15 protein-coding genes are annotated in these 16,483 nt (G+C 63.4%); 8 read left to right on the top strand and 7 right to left on the bottom strand.

Annotation, left to right across the window (positions count from 1 at the left end; translation table 11 throughout):
• Positions 1-73: 73 nt before the first annotated feature.
• The 3 genes from ade to FHY55_RS00965 all read left to right on the top strand — a co-directional run bounded on the left by ade (position 74) and on the right by FHY55_RS00965 (position 3,778).
• The gene (gene ade, locus FHY55_RS00975; protein WP_140012409.1) at positions 74-1,876 is read left to right on the top strand and encodes an adenine deaminase; all 1,803 of its coding nucleotides are present in this window, start codon (positions 74-76) and stop codon (positions 1,874-1,876) included.
• The gene (locus tag FHY55_RS00970) at positions 1,873-3,357 is read left to right on the top strand and encodes an AMP nucleosidase (RefSeq protein ID WP_140012408.1); all 1,485 of its coding nucleotides are present in this window, start codon (positions 1,873-1,875) and stop codon (positions 3,355-3,357) included. Before ade ends, FHY55_RS00970 begins: the two co-directional genes overlap by 4 nt.
• A gap of 130 nt (positions 3,358-3,487) precedes the next feature.
• Positions 3,488-3,778 carry an HU family DNA-binding protein gene (locus tag FHY55_RS00965; protein ID WP_140012407.1) on the top strand — a complete coding sequence of 97 codons (291 nt, stop codon included), beginning with the start codon at positions 3,488-3,490 and terminating at the stop codon, positions 3,776-3,778.
• Positions 3,779-3,861: 83 nt separating this feature from the next.
• Here the strand turns inward: FHY55_RS00965 and FHY55_RS00960 are convergent, their stop codons facing one another.
• From FHY55_RS00960 to FHY55_RS00945, 4 genes are all read right to left on the bottom strand, one after another.
• On the bottom strand, positions 3,862-4,230 hold the full coding sequence (locus FHY55_RS00960) for a hypothetical protein (RefSeq protein ID WP_140012406.1): 369 nt from the start codon (positions 4,228-4,230) through the stop codon (positions 3,862-3,864).
• Positions 4,217-4,795, bottom strand: a complete 579-nt coding sequence (locus FHY55_RS00955; RefSeq protein WP_140012405.1) for a polysaccharide deacetylase family protein — start codon at positions 4,793-4,795, stop codon at positions 4,217-4,219. The genes FHY55_RS00960 and FHY55_RS00955 overlap by 14 nt, the downstream gene beginning before the upstream one ends.
• Before the next feature lie 74 nt (positions 4,796-4,869).
• The gene (locus tag FHY55_RS00950) at positions 4,870-6,117 is read right to left on the bottom strand and encodes an aminotransferase class V-fold PLP-dependent enzyme (protein WP_140012404.1); all 1,248 of its coding nucleotides are present in this window, start codon (positions 6,115-6,117) and stop codon (positions 4,870-4,872) included.
• A gap of 114 nt (positions 6,118-6,231) precedes the next feature.
• Positions 6,232-6,945 carry a DUF1045 domain-containing protein gene (locus FHY55_RS00945; protein WP_140012403.1) on the bottom strand — a complete coding sequence of 238 codons (714 nt, stop codon included), beginning with the start codon at positions 6,943-6,945 and terminating at the stop codon, positions 6,232-6,234.
• A 168-nt stretch (positions 6,946-7,113) separates the two neighbouring features.
• Here FHY55_RS00945 and FHY55_RS00940 point away from each other — a divergent pair, with 168 nt between their 5' ends.
• The 5 genes from FHY55_RS00940 to speA all read left to right on the top strand — a co-directional run bounded on the left by FHY55_RS00940 (position 7,114) and on the right by speA (position 13,611).
• Complete coding sequence (locus tag FHY55_RS00940) at positions 7,114-7,836, top strand: response regulator (protein WP_140012402.1); 723 nt, start codon at positions 7,114-7,116, stop codon at positions 7,834-7,836.
• Between the two features lie 20 nt (positions 7,837-7,856).
• Positions 7,857-10,067 carry an ATP-binding protein gene (locus FHY55_RS00935; protein ID WP_140012401.1) on the top strand — a complete coding sequence of 737 codons (2,211 nt, stop codon included), beginning with the start codon at positions 7,857-7,859 and terminating at the stop codon, positions 10,065-10,067.
• Complete coding sequence (locus FHY55_RS00930) at positions 10,064-10,549, top strand: response regulator (protein ID WP_140012400.1); 486 nt, start codon at positions 10,064-10,066, stop codon at positions 10,547-10,549. The genes FHY55_RS00935 and FHY55_RS00930 overlap by 4 nt, the downstream gene beginning before the upstream one ends.
• Positions 10,550-10,551: 2 nt before the next feature.
• On the top strand, positions 10,552-11,637 hold the full coding sequence (locus tag FHY55_RS00925) for an ATP-binding protein (RefSeq protein ID WP_140012399.1): 1,086 nt from the start codon (positions 10,552-10,554) through the stop codon (positions 11,635-11,637).
• A 78-nt stretch (positions 11,638-11,715) separates the two neighbouring features.
• Entirely contained in the window at positions 11,716-13,611 is a 1,896-nt protein-coding gene (speA, locus tag FHY55_RS00920; RefSeq protein WP_140012398.1) for a biosynthetic arginine decarboxylase, read from the top strand.
• Position 13,612: 1 nt separating this feature from the next.
• Here the strand turns inward: speA and FHY55_RS00915 are convergent, their stop codons facing one another.
• Genes FHY55_RS00915 through FHY55_RS00905 form a run of 3 tightly spaced genes read right to left on the bottom strand, consistent with a single transcriptional unit; the run spans position 13,613 to position 16,457 of the window.
• A complete protein-coding gene (locus FHY55_RS00915) occupies positions 13,613-14,464 on the bottom strand; it encodes an ABC transporter permease (protein ID WP_140012397.1) in 852 nt (283 codons plus the stop codon).
• Between the two features lie 5 nt (positions 14,465-14,469).
• Positions 14,470-15,336 carry an ABC transporter permease gene (locus tag FHY55_RS00910; protein WP_140012396.1) on the bottom strand — a complete coding sequence of 289 codons (867 nt, stop codon included), beginning with the start codon at positions 15,334-15,336 and terminating at the stop codon, positions 14,470-14,472.
• On the bottom strand, positions 15,333-16,457 hold the full coding sequence (locus tag FHY55_RS00905) for an ABC transporter ATP-binding protein (RefSeq protein WP_140012395.1): 1,125 nt from the start codon (positions 16,455-16,457) through the stop codon (positions 15,333-15,335). Before FHY55_RS00905 ends, FHY55_RS00910 begins: the two co-directional genes overlap by 4 nt.
• Positions 16,458-16,483 lie beyond the last annotated feature (26 nt).

The following is a 16,483-nucleotide window of genomic DNA, read 5'->3' as shown; positions in this document are numbered from 1 at the left end:
CTGAAAACGCCGGTGACGCGGGGGCGGTTCCGGCAGGGGTTGCGGATGGCCGCGCGCCATGGACAATTGCGCCATGACGGCTGATTTCAAAACATGGGCGGAGGCGGCACCGGAACTGGTGGCGGCGGCCGCAGGGCGCGCGGCGGCGGATCTGGTGATCCGTGGCGGCAGGTTGGTGAACGTGCAGAGCCGCGAGGTGCTCGACGGCTGGCAGGTTGCGGTGAAGGCGGGGCGGTTTGCCTATGTCGGGCCGGATGCCTCGCATTGCATCGGGGACGGCACCGAGGTGGTGGAGGCCGAGGGGCGCTATCTGATCCCGGGGCTGTGTGACGGGCATATGCACATCGAGAGCGGCATGTTGACGCCTGCGGAGTTTGCCCGGGCCGTCACCCCGCATGGCACGACGGTGATGTTTACCGATCCGCATGAGATTGCGAATGTGCTGGGGCTGGAGGGCGTGCGGCTGATGCACGATGAGGCTCTGCTTCAGCCGGTTTCGATCTTTACCCAGATGCCAAGCTGCGCGCCCTCCGCGCCGGGGCTGGAGACGACGGGCTTTGAGATTACGCCCGAGGATGTGGCTGAGGCGATGGAATGGCCGGGGATCATCGGGCTGGGGGAGATGATGAACTTTCCCGGTGTGAGCGCGGGCGATGCCAAGATGCTCGCCGAGATTGCCGCCACGCAACGGGCGGGCAAGACGGTGGGCGGGCATTATGCCTCGCCCGATCTTGGCCCGGCGTTTCATGCCTATGTGGCCGGCGGTCCTGCGGATGACCATGAGGGCACCGGCGAGGCGGATGCTGTGGTGCGGGTGCGGCAGGGGATGCGCTCGATGATGCGGCTGGGCAGTGCGTGGTATGACGTGGAAAGCCAGATCACGGCAGTGACCGAGAAGGGGCTGGACCCGCGCAACTTTATCCTCTGCACGGATGATTGCCACTCGGGCACGCTGGTGAATGACGGGCATATGAACCGGGTGGTGCGCCATGCGATTGACTGCGGCTGCGAGCCGCTGGTTGCCTTGCAGATGGCGACGGTGAACACCGCCACGCATTTCGGGCTGGAGCGGGAGCTTGGCTCCATCGCGCCGGGGCGGCGGGCGGATGTGATTTTGACCTCCGACCTGAAGGCCCTGCCGATTGAGAAGGTTTGGGCCAAGGGGCAGTTGGTGGCGGAAAACGGCAAGGTTAGTGTCGATTTTCCGCATCTGGACTGGCCGGATCATGCGCGGGCAACGGTGAACCTAGGCAAGTCGCTTGGTGCAGCGGATTTTGTGATCACAGCGCCGGAGGGGGCGAACTCGGTTCGCGCTCGGGTGATTGGCGTGGTCGAGAACCAAGCGCCGACGAAGGCCCTCACCGAAGACTTGCCGGTGGTGGATGGCGTGGCCGAGGGCGCGGATGGCACCTGCCAGATTGCGCTGGTGGAGCGGCACCGGGGGACCGGTGGTGTGACCAACGGCTTTGTGAAAGGCTTCGGCTACGAGGGGCGCATGGCGATGGCCTCGACGGTGGCCCATGACAGCCACCATATGATCGTTGTCGGCACGGACCGGGAGATGATGGCCATGGCCGCCAACCGGCTGGGCGAGGTAGGCGGCGGCGTGACCGTCTGGAAGGATGGGGCGGAGCTGGCGCTGGTGGAACTGCCGATTGCCGGGCTGATGAGCGATAGCCCCGCGCAGGAGGTTGCCGAGAAGGCGGCGCAGATGGTGAGCGCCATGGAAGCCTGCGGCTGCACGCTCAATAATGCCTATATGCAGCATTCTCTCCTTGCGCTGGTCGTGATACCCGAACTCAGGATTTCGGACCTCGGGCTTGTGGATGTTACGAAGTTTGAGCTGACGGAGCTGTTTGAGGAGGGGGCGACATGAACGCAAGCGATCAGATCACCCCGGTGGTAACGCCGGACGGCCAAGAGGCAGAGCTGTTCGACGATCCGGGCAAGGCGGTGGCCCGCCTTGAGGAGTTGTATCACGACAGCACGCGGTTTTTGTCACGGCACTTCAGCGAGGCGGTCATGGGCGATGCGCCCTCGGTGCGCTACCGGGCCTTTTACCCAGAGATCCGCATCACCACGACGAGCCACGCCAAGACCGACAGCCGCCTTGCCTTTGGCCATGTCGCCGGGCCGGGCACCTATACCACCACGGTCACCCGGCCAGACCTGTTTCGGTCGTATCTGAAACAGCAGATCGGCCTGCTCATTCGCAACCACCGCCAGCCGGTGCTGATCGGGCCGTCTTCCACCCCGATCCCGGTGCATTTTGCGGTGGCCAATGATGCCCATGTGACGGTGCCGCAGGACGGGGCGATGCGCTATCCGCTGCGCGATGTGTTTGATGTGCCGGACCTGAGCACCACGAACGATGCGATTGTGGATGACTTTGGTTACCTCCACGAAGATGGCAGCCACCCGCTGGCCCCGTTCAGCGCGCAACGTATTGACTATTCGCTGGCCCGGCTCAGCCATTACACCGCCACGGCGGCGGATCATTTTCAGAACCACGTGCTGTTTACCAACTACCAGTTTTACGTGGAGGAGTTTGAGGCCTACGCCCGGCATGTGCTGGCCGATCCGAAGAGCGGGTACACCAGCTTTGTGAGCACCGGGAACGTCGAGATCACCGACCCGGAGGCCGAGATCATCGCGCCGACGAAGATGCCCCAGATGCCGACCTATCACCTGAAGGCGGAGAATGGCGCGGGGATTACGCTGGTAAACATCGGCGTCGGCCCGTCAAACGCCAAGACGGCGACCGACCATATTGCCGTGCTGCGGCCCCATGCGTGGCTGATGGTAGGCCATTGCGCCGGGTTGCGGAACAGCCAGAGCCTTGGCGATTTTGTGCTCGCCCATGCCTACCTGCGCGAAGATCACGTGCTGGACGATGACCTGCCGGTTTGGGTGCCGATCCCGCCGCTGGCGGAGATCCAGATTGCGCTGGAGAAGGCGGTGGCCGATGTGACCCGGCTGGAAGGGTTTGACCTGAAGCGGATCATGCGGACGGGCACGGTGGCCACCATCGACAACCGCAACTGGGAGCTGCGCGACCAGTCCGGCCCGGTGCAGCGGCTCAGCCAGAGTCGGGCGATTGCACTGGATATGGAGAGCGCCACGATTGCGGCCAACGGCTTCCGCTTCAGGGTGCCCTACGGCACGCTTCTGTGCGTCAGCGACAAGCCGCTGCATGGCGAGTTGAAGCTGCCTGGTATGGCCTCGGAGTTCTATAAATCACAGGTTGCGAACCATCTGTTGATCGGCATAAGGGCCATGGAACACCTGCGCACCATGCCGCTGGAGCGCCTCCACAGCAGGAAATTGCGCAGTTTCGACGAAACCGCCTTCCTTTGAGGCCAAAAACCCCAGAAAACGCCTTGATTTATTGACTTGAAGGCCACTAAACGTTGTGGGACGCCGCAAGATGGCGTAGTTTTGCCGAACATAAGACCCACAGATGGGTCACTTACGAGGAGACAAGTACATGGCAACCAAACCGATGACCAAGACTGCCCTGGTCGCTGCAATCGCCGAAGAACTGGACAGCGACAAGAAGTCGGCTGCCGCGGCGCTGGAAGCGATCACCGCAATCATCACCAAAGAAGTGTCTGCCGGCGGTGCCGTGACCCTTCCCGGTGTTGGCAAAATCTACTGCCGCGAGCGCCCCGAGCGCATGGTGCGCAACCCCGCCACCGGCGACCAGATCAAGAAAGAGGCCGACAAGGTGGTGAAGATGACCATCGCCAAGGCTCTGAAAGACAGCGTGAACGGCTAAGCCCGAACGCAAAAGCTGCCAAGGCTTTCGAGGCCGCCCCACCCGGGCGGCCTTTTCGTTTGCCGGGGTGCGGCTGTTGGCGCTTATTCCCCGATCGGGCCGTAGCTGACGGTTTGGACGCTGTCGGTAAGCTGCGCGTCGGCGTCGCGGTAATCGACGATGAGGCCCAGCGTCAGCTCACGTTCTCCCACCTTCTGGCGGTCTTCGGAGGCATACATCGCCACCCCCTCCACCGGCGAATAGGTGGGCGGGCCGATCAGCTCTTCCACCTCGGCGCGTTTGGTGCCCGGCCCGATCTGTTGAGAGACGGCCTCAAGGCTCGCGGCATCGCTGTTTTCACGGTAGCTTGCTGCGGCCTCTGCCAGAGAGGCGGCGGCGGTGTCTTCCTCGCGGCAGCCTGCGAGGGCGACCGAGACGAGCAGTGAGAGCGCGGTGAGCCTAACCAAACTCATAGCCGGCCCCCTTCAGGCGCGTAATGAGCTCGGGCAGGTCGCGGGCGGTGGTGTCGAGCACATGCATGAGCACGTCGTTGAGGTCTTTCGTCGCCCATTTCTGGACCTCGCCCATGACCCAATCCCACTTGCCCGCCATGGGGGCCTTCCAGTCTTCGGTATCGACCCGCCAGAGGGTAATGGTTAGGCCTTCTTCTTGAGCCACTTGCAGGAGTTCCGGGTCTTTGGGGTTGGTCCACATGCCATCCCCGTAGGGCGGGCGCAGCCGGGTGGGGGCCACGCCGATGGCATCCTTGATGATCTGCTGATTGCTGCGCACCTCTTCGCGGAGTTTTTCGATTGGCAGCGGGCTTAGTTTGACGTGGTGGAAGGCGTGGTTTTCAACCTTGTGGTGCGCCGCGTGGATGGCTTGCACCGCCGCCTTTCCGCCGGAGTCCTCCATTTCGACGCCGTTCACGTAGAAATCGGCGATGATTTTGTTGTCTTCGAGGGTTTTCAGAATCTGGGTGAGCGCTGACACGGGTTTTGGGCCGTCGTCGAACGACAGGCGAATTTTCTTGGCCATTGGAATAGTGCTTTCAAAAGGAAAAGATCAATGCAGGCAGTATAGGCCCTGTGCCGATTCCCGTAAAGCGTGTGTCAGCCTTCTGCGATTTCCGCCATGGCCGAGAGGAAGCCGGCAACCTCCCCTTCGGTGTTGTAGTGACACATCGAGACCCGCACGCAACCGGGCAGGCCCAGCGGGGTGAGCACGTTGCCCGAGTAATGGTCGGCCTTGCGGGCGTGGGTGCGGATGCCGCGCTCGCGCAGGGCCGAAACGAGGCTTTCGGCGGAGAGGCCATCGAGCGTGAGAGAGACCAGCCCCTCGCGTGCCGGGTTGTCGACCCCGCCGATGATTGTGACGCCGGGCAGCTCGGCCAGCCCCTTCTGGTTGCCGGTGCCGTGCAGCATGGCGTTGGTCAGGTCTGTCTCATGGGCGTGGATCGCGGCGGCGGCGGCCTCTATCTTGGCGCGTTTGTCGCCGGTTTCTCCCAAGGCGCCGCCGAGCCATGTGAAATAGTCGATCACATCCGAAAAGGCGGCATAGGCCCCGGTGTCCCGCGTGCCAAGCTCCCATCCGCCGCCGCCCTGAAGCGTGTCATGCGGCTGGGCGGCCAGCCTGTCAGACAGCCAGGCGAGGCCAAAGCCGTGGCGCGAGAACATCTTGTAGGGCGAGACCACGTAGCCATCGACGCCGGCAGCGGCGATATCGACATGGCCGTGGGCGGCGTGCTGGATGCCATCGACGAGGATAAGGCACTCGGGCGCAATGGCGCGGATTTGGGCCGCGATCCCGGCCACATCCGTGCCCATGCCGGTAACAGGAGAGGCATGCACGATGGTGGCCACACGCACATCCGGGCTCATCGCGGCGGCATAGGCCGCTGGCCCGATGGTGCCGGTTGCGTTGTCATGGGGCACCACGATGTGCTCCAGCCCGGCGGCCTCGGCCCCCAGCGCTGCGGCAGAGCGGCTGGCGGGGTGTTCCAGCGTGGAGCTGATGACCTTGCCCGCGGGCTGACCGGCACAGGCGGCGCGGGCGAGACGAAACAGCAGCTCGGTGCCGCTCTCGCCCACAATCACTTGCCCGCCGTCGGCATTGAAGAAGGTCGCTGCATCGGCCCGCGCCTTTGCGATGACCTCCATGAGATGGGCCGAGGCCGGGTTATCGCGGCCCTGATTATCGGGGATTGCGGCGAATTTGGCAGTGGTCTCGACCACCGACTTGAGGGTCAGCGCCCCGCCCGCGTTCTCGAAGAAGATCCGCTCGCCGGTGATCGGGCAGCGCTCCACATGGGCGAACCGCGCCCGCACGTCTTCGATCAGGTCAGGGGTTTTGCCAAGCATATGCGCCTCCGTTGTTCGGTTTCGCTCTATGCCCACATGCGCAGGGCTACAAGGCGGGATGGGGTTTTGTTGGGTGTTTGGGTGCGGTTGCACGGGAGGGAGAGGCGGGCGGACTCACCGCGCCCGCGCCCCGCCCTCCTGCCCGGCACCGAGCGGAAAGCGGCAGATGAGGCGAAAGCGGCCATCCTCTGCGCCTTCGCCAAACAGGCAGAGCGCGTCGATGGGAAAGGGGCGGGGCAGGAGGCCCTCCAGCTCTTGCCGCAGCACCGCCTCTGCGGCCTCGGCTTGAGGCGGGGCCAGCTTGCCGGTGAGCGTGAGGTGAAAGCGGAACTCCTCCATCACATAGGGATAGCCCCAGCGCAGCAGCAGCGCGTCTTGCCGAGGGGTGAGGCCCGCGCCGCGCCTGCGGGCCAGCTCCTCGGGCCCGGGCTGCGCCCTGAAGCGGTCGAGCGCCTGCACAGCCTGCCCGGCCAGCGCGGCCAGCGGGGTTGCATCGCCCTCGGGCACCAATGCCAGAAAGCTGCCGATCTGCGCCAGCGTCAGACCCTCCAGCACCACCGGCGCGGCTCCGGCGCAAAACTCTGCAAGCGCCGCTTCCAACGCCGCCGCGCTCTGGCCCTCGGCCAGCCGGAACGGGGGCTTGATGGTGCCGTGAAAGCCATAGGCCCGGGGCGCCTTGGTGATGGCCCGCATATCAAGGCCGGTTTTCTCAGGCTGCGCCACCTCGGCCCCCGCGGCGGCATCCCACCCCAGCCATTGCGCGCCAAAGCGGGCGAGCGGCCCCTCGGGCGGCGCGTAATAGACGGCATATCGGCTGAATTCCTGCATTGGCCTGATCCTCCGGCATGGGGGCGACAGATTCATGACGCGGGGCGCAAACTGTGGCGAGATTTAGAGAAAGTCGAGGCTCGCGTGCCCAAGATGGCAACCGAATGTTAACGGAGCGCCCCCTACAGTCTTGCTAATCCGCTTGCCCCCAGATGCAGGAGTGCGTTCATGACATCGCAGCCCATCCCCTTTCCGACCCCAGCCGCCCATGCGGCCATGCCAATGCGCCTGCGCGCGCTGGTGCTGGACGACGACGATATCGACCATCTTCGCCTGCAGCGCATCTGCGAGCGGGCGGGGCTCGATCTGGAGGTGACCGAGGCCTACACCATCGCCGAAATGCGCGAAAAGCTCGATACGCCCTTTGACGTGGCCTTTATCGACTACAACCTTGGCATGGAGACCGGGCTGGATGCGCTCAAGGTGCTGCTGGGCCATGAGGAGCAGAGCCAGGTTATTCCGATCATGCTCACCTCCGTCACCCGCCGCGCGATTGCCGTGGAGGCCATGCGCCGGGGCTGCGCCGACTATCTGGTGAAGGAGGAAATGTCTGTCGACAACCTGCGCAAGTCCATGGTGTCGGCCTTCGAGCGGCGCATGTTCTACGCCTCGATCTCTGATGCCCGCGCCTTTCAGGAGAAGATGAAGCACACGATCACGCAGTTTCTTACCTCCTGCGGGCCGGAAATGCGGGAAATTCTCTCGGGCACCCTCGCCCATATCCGCAAGGTCCGGGCCGGGGAGGTTGAGCCTGACTGCGACGAGCACGTGACCCTGCTGGAGCGCGGCTGCAAGGATCTGGTCGTCTTCCTCGATGATCTCACGAGCATCGTCGAGCAGAGCAAGCTGGAGACGGCGCGCAACATCAAACTCGTCAACGGCACCGTCTAGGCCCAAACACCGGAGGCCCAATGAAGAATTCGCGGGCGGCCCAAAGGATGCTTTCGGCCGAGCGCCTGACCTCCCGGCTCACGCTGATTTCTGTTTGCGTGGTTGTTGCCGTCAGCGCGCTCTATGGCGCGTACCACGTGCTCACCACCCGAGCCGATGCGTTGAAAGCGCAGGAGCTACGGCTTCAGCAGCGCGCCCAATTCTATGCCGAGCAAATTTCGGGCGTGTTCCATGACATGCAGGACAATGGTGCCATCCTTGCAAAATATCCGCCCATCGGTGGGATAGAACGGGCGCTTGCCGCGCCGGATGGGATAGATCTGCTGGACGAGTCTTCGCTCGACCAATGGAAGAAGCGCTTGGCCACGATCTTCGCCAATAACCTGCAGGTGCATCCGCATTACACCCAGCTGAGGCTTATCCTTGCTGAGGGCGGCTGGCGCGAAGCTGTGCGCGTTGATCAGCGCGCGGGTGAAATCACCCACGTGCCCGAGGCCGGGTTGCAACAAAAGGCGCAGGAGCCCTATCTTGCCCGGCTCCGTGCCGACCCGGCCTCCGAGGCCTATTTTTCCCGTGTCTCCTACAACCGGGAACATGGCAAACGCGATGGCCCGGTGACCATCCGCCTGATCCACCCGATCCGCGATGCAGAAGGGCAGCTGCTTGGCGCGATTGTCATCAATGCCGATTACGAGATGCTGCTGCAAACCGCCCACCCAGAAGTTCTGCATGACCAAACTGTTGCCGTGGTGAACAGCGCCGGAGACTACCTTCTTTACGAAGCGGGCGGGCGCAGTTCGCGGCTTTTTCATCACGAGGACGCAAGCTACACCCCTTTGCCGCAAGCCAAGGCGTTGGGGGCTCGGCTGGGACAGAACAGCTTTGCCGAGCTGGACGACAAAACTGTTTACCTGCACACCGTTCCGATCGACAGGCTGCGGCCGCTGCCGGTGCAGTTTGGCGTGCTCACATTCGGGGCCCCCACCGCGGCCATCAGCGACACTGCCGGCCTTGTTATGCGCCATTCGCTGATCACCGTGCTCCTCGTGCTTTTCGCCGGAGCGATCACCAAGCTGCTCGGAGCGGAACTGGCGCAACGGTTTGGCGAGTTGGCGCAAGAGGTTGAGCAGAGCCACAAGCGATTGAGCTGGACCCTGCGCAACGTGGGCGACGGGCTGATCACCATTTCAGGGGCTGGCGTTATTGAAGATATCAACCCGGCGGCAGAAGAGATGTTTGGCTACGCCGCCGAGGAGTTGCGCGGCAAGCCTCTGACGGTGCTGATGTTTGAGGACACCGCGCACACTCATCAAGCCTATGTCAGCGCGTCCCGAGTTGGGCCGCAGGGCGCCCGCATGGCCGAAAATCGTGAAATTCACGGGCGCCACAAATCTGGCCGCGGCCTGCCCATCGAGATTTCGGTCAGCCGCGCCGAACTGGATGGCGAAGTAAAATTCATCGGGATGGTGCGCGATATCTCCGCCCGCCGCGCTGCCGAGATGCGGACGACCGAGTTGGTGGAGGCACTGCGGCGCTCTAACGAGGAGCTCGACCAATTTGCCTATGTCGCCAGCCATGACCTGAAAGCCCCGCTTCGCGTGATCCAGAATGCCGCGGGCTGGCTGGCAGACGATCTGGATCCGCATCTGACAGAAGACACCCGCGAAAGCCTCGATCTGTTGCAAAGCCGCGCCAAACGGATGGAAAACCTGCTGAACGACCTGCTGGAACACTCCCGCATTGGCCGAACCAAACAGTCTCAGGAGCAACTCACCGGCACCGCCTTCATTGAGGAGCTGCGCGGGTTGCTCCACATACCCGAGGGGATGCGGCTTGAGATCGAGGGGCCGTGGGCCGAGGTCACCCTGCCGCGCATGCCACTTCAGGTGGTGCTGCTCAACCTCGTCAGCAATGCCTTCAAGCACCACGACCGGCCCGATGGCAAGGTGCGGCTCACCCTCGCGGAACGCGCCGATGCCTGGCACTTCACCGTCGAAGATGACGGCCCGGGCATTGCCCCCGATTTCCATGAAAAGGTCTTCCAGATCTTCCAGACCTTGCGGCCCCGGGACGAGGTTGAAGGCAGCGGCATGGGGCTGGCCATTGTGCGCAAACATGTCGCCGTGGTGGGCGGCGACATAGAGCTTCAATCCGAGGGAACCCGTGGCACGACCTTCCGCATGCGCTGGCCGCGCGCGCAACACGCCCCAGAAGAGGAAATCGCAGCATGAACGCCGTGCGCCCCCGCCCCTTCGAAGCCCGACACAACCTGCTCAACATCGTTCTTGTCGAGGATGACGACGGCGATGCCAAGGCCGTGGTGCGCGCGCTCACGAAATCGCATATCGCCAACCCGATCCACCGCCTGCGCGACGGGATCGAGGCGCTCGCCTTTCTGCGCGGCGAGGGCGAGAGCAAGCCCCCCGAGCATTACGTGCTGCTGCTCGACATCAACATGCCGCGCATGAATGGCCATGAGTTTTTGAAAGAGCTGCGCGCCGACCCGCGCCTGCACCGCGCTGTCGTGTTCATGCTCTCGACCTCGGAAGATGAAACCGATGTGTTCCACGCCTATGACCAGAACGTCGCTGGCTACATCATCAAAGGCCGCGCCGGGGCGGACTTTTTGGAGCTGATCGACACGGTAGAACACTTCTGGCGCATCGTTGTGCTCCCTGACATGTCGCGCGAGGCGCCGCTTTCCGAGGGCTGAGGATGACGCTGAGCTTTTTGGTGATCGACGATGATGCGGGGGACCGCAAATTGCTTCGCCGCCTGCTCGGCCAGCGCAAGGATCCCTCGGAGGTGCATGAGGCTGTGAACGCCGAAGCCGCCATGGCCTGCGACCTGCCCGCGCCCGATATGGTGTTTCTTGACTATATGCTGCCGGATGCCAGCGGCGCTGACCTGATTATTCCGCTCGGTCGCCGCTGGCCCCGCGCCGCCATTTGCATGATGACCGGGCAGGGGGACGAGGAGATCGCCAAGGACTCCATCCAGCGCGGCGCGATAGACTATTTGCCCAAGCGCAACCTCTCGCCCGCCGCGCTCGACCGGGTGATCAAGACCGGCTGCAAGCTCGCCCGGATGCGCTGGCAGCTTGATGAGCAGCGCGAGGATCTTTCGGTGTTCTCCGAGGTGCTGGTGCATGATCTGAAAGCCCCGATCCGCTCCATGCGCTTTCTGGTCGACAAGCTGAACGAGGATCTGGCCGAGGGCACCGCCAAAGACGTGCGGCGGGATGTTCAGCTAATCGGGAAATCGGCTGACCGGCTGAATGACCTGGTCACAAGCCTCGCCGGCCACGTGCATTTTGACCATGAGACCGCGGAAGAGGAGGTGACGAGCGACGAATTGGTCGAAGCGGCCCGGACGGTGCTGCTGGAAGAGATCGAGCGCACCGGCGCGAAAGTGGTGAGCAAGGGCCGCGCCCGGTTTACCTGCCATATGCCGCAGATCGTGCAGCTGCTACAAAACCTGATCGGCAACGCCATCAAATACGCGGGCGATGCCCCGCCCCACATTACGATCCACTGCAGCGAAATCCCGGAGGAGGTGCGGCTGAGTGTTGAGGACAAGGGGATCGGCGTGCCGCCCGAATACCGGCAAACCATCTTTGAGCCGTTCAAACGCCTGCCCGTTGCCGCGGCCATCCCCGGCACCGGGCTTGGCCTTGCCACCTGCCGCAAGGTCGTCGACAGGCACGGCGGCCGCATCTGGTGCGATGAGGGCACCACGGAGGGCACCGCCATTCACGTTGTGCTGCCTCGCAGGCCCAAACCGCTCGCCTGCACCGGCTGACCCGACTTGCCCCGTTGCAGAGCCGCCCCGTTGCTCTACCATCCTGCCAGCAACCGCAGATATCCGCAGGAGCCGCAGGTGACACAGCCCGAAAGCCAAACCGCCCCCCATGCCATCTATGGCGTCAACCGCTGGGGCCGTGGCCTTGTGGAGGTGATGGAGAACGGCGAGATCGGCCTCGTCAACCCGCTGGCCCCCAAGGCGACGCCGGTAAGCCTGCCCGGCGTGGTCAACGCGCTTTCAGAGCGCGGGATACAAACGCCGGTGCTGCTTCGGGTGACGCAATTCTTGGAATACGGCCTCAGCCGGGTGACCGGCAGTTTTGCCGAGGCGATCGAGAAATCCGGCTACGGGGGCAGCTACCGGGGGGTGTTTCCGATCAAGGTGAACCAGCAGGAGCAGGTGGTGCGGCGGCTGGTGGAATACGGCGCGCCGATGGGCTACGGGCTGGAGGCGGGCTCCAAGCCCGAGCTGGTGATCGCCCTTGGCCAGCCTCTGGCGAAGGACGCGTTGATCATTTGCAATGGCACCAAGGACGAAGAGTTCGTGCGCCTTGCAACACTGTCCCGCAGGGCCGGATTTAACACCTATATCGTGTTGGAATCGTTGAACGAAGTTGAAATCGCCATTCGGGTCGCCAAGGAGTTGGGGATAGATCCGCTGCTTGGCGTGCGCATCAAGCTGACCAACCAGATCGGCGGCGCATGGGCCGCCTCTTCGGGCGACCGCTCGGCCTTTGGCCTCAACTCCGAGCAGTTGGTGACGGCTGTGGAAAAGCTCAAGGCGGCAGGCCTGCTGCATTGCCTGACCCTGCAGCACAGCCACCTCGGCAGCCAGATCCCCGATGTGAACGACGTGCGCCGCGCCGCCTCGGAGGCCTGCCGCTACTTCACCGAACTCTTGGGCGAGGGCGTTCCGCTCACCCACCTCGACCTCGGCGGCGGGCTTGGCATCGACTACACCGGCGAGGCCCGGGCGACGGAATCTTCGGTTAACTATTCGGTTGCCGAATATTGCTCGAACATCGTGGAAACCGTGAAATACGCGATGGACGAGGCGGGCGTGGCCCACCCCACGCTGGTCACCGAAAGCGGGCGCGGCGTGGTGGCGCTTTCTGCCGCGCTGGTCTTCGACGTGCTGGAAACCACCCGCTATGACGTTGAAAGCGCGCCCGAGCCGGAGCCGGGCGACCATCACCTCGTGTCAGACATTGCTGCCATTGTCGCCTATCTGGAGCCGCAGCGCTTGCAGGAGTGCATCAATGACGCGAGCTACTATCGCAACGAGTTGCGCGCCATGTTCCGCCGGGGCGCGGTTGGCCTGCGCGAGGTGGCCCGCGGCGAACGGATCTATCTTTGGCTGATGTCGCGGATCCATGACATTGCCGAGGCCCCCGGCGGCCCGTCGGAGATTTTGGACCAGCTCGACAGCACCGCCGACATCCTCCATTGCAACTTCTCGCTCTTCCAATCGCTTCCCGATGTGTGGGCGATTGACCAGCTTCACCCGCTGGTGCCCTTACAACGGCTCAACGAGGTGCCCGACCGGCGGGCCATTCTGGCCGACATCACCTGCGACAGCGACGGCAAGATTGACCGCTTCATTCTGGAGGGCGGCACCGCCAGCACCCTGCCGGTGCATGCGGTGGAAGAAGGCGAACGCTACCACTTTGCCACCTTCTTTGTCGGCGCCTATCAGGAGACGCTGGGCGATTTGCACAACCTGTTTGGCGATACCAACGTGGCCACCATCACCCTGCGCGACGATGGCGGCTTTGACCTTGTGGAAGAGTTGCAGGGGGACACGATTTCGGAGGTGCTCAGCTACGTTGAGTACAACCCGCGCGACATTTCCGGCGGCTTCCGCAAACGGGTGGATGCGGCCATTTCGGAGGGCGGGATTGATGCGCGGGAGGGCCGCAAGCTGATTGAGGCCTTCCGCAATTCGATGAACGGTTACACCTACTTCGAGTAACTCACGCCTGCTTTTTGGGCCGCTGGGCAAAGACCGAGAGCAGCGCCAGCAGGCCGGAGCCGAGCATCAGCACCACCGATGTGGCGTTGAGCACCGGCGTGCTGCCCGCCTTCACCATCCGGTCATACATGGTGATCGTCAGCGGTGAATCGGAGCCGACGAGGAACAGCGTGGTGTTGAAGTTCTCGAACGACACGAGGAAGGCCACGACGAAGGCCGAGAACATCGCCGGAAAGAGAAACGGCAGCGTGACGGTTGCCAAGGTGCGCGCCCGCGAGGCGCCGAGGTTTAGCGCCGCCTCTTCGAGCGAGATGTCAAACTTTTCCAGCCGCGCGATGATGACCAGTGAGGTGATCGTGACGAGGAAGGAGAACTGGCCCATCACCACCAGCGGGATGCCCGGACGGAGCGAGGTGAGGAACACGCCAAACCATTGGTCGGCGAGTCCGGCGATGGTTGAGGCCAGAACGAGGATCGAGATGCCGAGGATCACGCCGGGGATCACCAGCGGCACGACCATCAGCACGTAGAGCGCGTTTTTGAAGCGGAAGTCCTTGCGCACGAAGAGGAAGGCGTTGCAGGTGCCCGCCGCCACCGAAAGCGCGGCGACGATAACGCCGATGTAGAGCGAGTTGCCCATGCCCTGCAGTAGTCGGTCGTCATGGAAGAGGCCGAGCTTGGGCTCATTTGGCGAGAAGAACCAATCCCACGTAAAGCCGTTCCATGGCAGCGAGGGAAACATGGAATCGTTGAAGGCAAAGACACCCGCCGCAACCAGCGGGGCGACGAGGTAGAGGAAGAACACCACCACGTAAGAGCGGTAAATCCACATGAGGCCGCGAGAACCCTGCATCACGCTCACTCCTTTGCCACGGTGGTCGCCAGGCTCTGCCCGGTCAGCCGGAGCCCGGCCCAGACCACGAAGGAGGTGAAGACGAGGAGCGAAACGCCAAAGGCCGAGCCGCTCTCCCAGTTATATCGGGTGATGAACTGGTTGTAGATCTGCTCGGTGAACCAGCTGGAGTTTTTGCCTCCCAGCAGGATCGGCGTCAGGTAGCTGCCCGCCGTCAGCATGAAGGTGATGATGCAGCCGGCCACGATGCCCGGCATCGCATAGGGCACGATGATGCGACGGAAGACGGTGATGCGCGAGCCGCCGAGGTTATACCCCGCTTCCAGCAGCGCGTCGTCCATGCCTTGCAGGGTGGATACCAGCGGCACGATCATGAAGAGGATCACGGTATAAACGAGGCCAATGATGACCGTCATGTCGTTGTAGAGCATCTCGATGGGCTGGTTGATGATGCCCCATTTCACCAGCGTCATCGAGATCACCCCGGTTTCGCGCAGCAGCACGATCCAGCCATAGGCGCGCACCAGGTCCGACACCCAGAGAGGGATGAGGCACATCAGGAACAGCGCGGCGCGGGAGCGTTCGCGGGCGATCTTGGCGATATACCAAGCGATGGGAAAGCCGATCACCAGCGCCAGAGCGGTGACGAGAATGCTCATCCACGCCGTGCGCAGCAGAGTGTTGCGATAGACCGGCTCGGTGATGAAATCTATGTAGTTCTTGAACCCGTATTCATACTGGTTGATCCCCACCTTCTCGCGGATCGAGACATAGCCGATGCCGATTTGCGGCAGGATAATCAGCAGGCCGATCCACAGCGCAAAGGGCGTGAACAGCAGGATCAGAGAGAGTTTTCCCGCGTCGCGGCTCATGCGCCGGGCCTCCGGGTAAAGATGCGGGCGCGGTCCGGTGCCCAGCTTACGTCTGTTGTGCCGCCCTCTGTTGCCCCGGCGCGCTGCTCCGGGTCCGCCACCTCGATCAGCGCGTTGCCCGCGCGGACGAGGATGCGGCTGGCGGCGCCGTTGAACAGCAGGCTATCCACCGTGCCCTTCAGGGTGCAGCCCTCGGCCCCCGCGCCAAGGCTCAGGGCTTCGGGCCGCAAGAACACCTCTACCGCGTCGCCGCTTTTTGCGCCGTCTGCCACGGTGCCAATCACCTCGCCGCCGCCCTCCAGCACCACCCGGCCTTCGCCGCCTTTGACCTCGCCCAGCTTGCCGGCCAGCACCGTGGCATCGCCAACGAAACCGGCCACGAAGCCGGAGGCGGGCGCATCGTAAAGCTCCTTCGGCGCGCCGATCTGCTCGAAGCGCCCAGCGTTCATCACGGCAACATTGTCACTCATAACCAGCGCTTCCGACTGGTCGTGGGTGATGTAGAGAAAGGTGGTTTCAAACTGGTGCTGCAGCTGCTTCAGCTCGATCTTCATACGCTCGCGCAGTTTGAGGTCGAGCGCGCCAAGGGGTTCGTCCAGCAGCAGCACATCGGGCTCAAGCACCATGCAGCGGGCAATGGCGATGCGCTGCTTTTGCCCGCCCGAGAGCTGCTCGATCTTCTTGTCTTCGGTGCCGGGCAGGCCCACCCGGTCCAGCACGCGGGCCACCTTGCCGGCAATCTCGCTTTTCGGCTCGCCCCGGCAGCGCAGGCCATAGGCGATGTTTTCGCCTACGCTCATCATCGGAAACAGCGCGAGGTGCTGGAACACCATCTTCACGTTGCGCCGGTTGGGCGGCAGGTTGAGCACGCTTTCACCCTTGATCCGGATGTCTCCGGCAGTGGGGCTCTCGAAGCCCGCAATCATCCGCATCAGCGTGGTCTTGCCGCAGCCCGATGGCCCGAGGATCGAGAAGAACGAGCCTGAGGGAATGTCGAGCGACACATCGGAGACGGCGGTGAAGGTGCCGAACTTCTTGGTCAGATCGGTGCAGCTCAGGTCATACATGGGGGTGGTCTTTCTGTCTTCCGGGCGGGCGTAGGGCGGGACTTGTCCCGCCATCCCGCAATGAAAAAGGGCCGGAGCGC

The organism is Oceanicola sp. D3 (assembly GCF_006351965.1).
In the GTDB taxonomy this organism is placed as follows: Bacteria; Pseudomonadota; Alphaproteobacteria; order Rhodobacterales; family Rhodobacteraceae; genus Vannielia.
The sequence above is the reverse complement of the archived record's forward strand: the minus strand, read 5'-3'. Positions and strand labels throughout refer to the sequence as shown.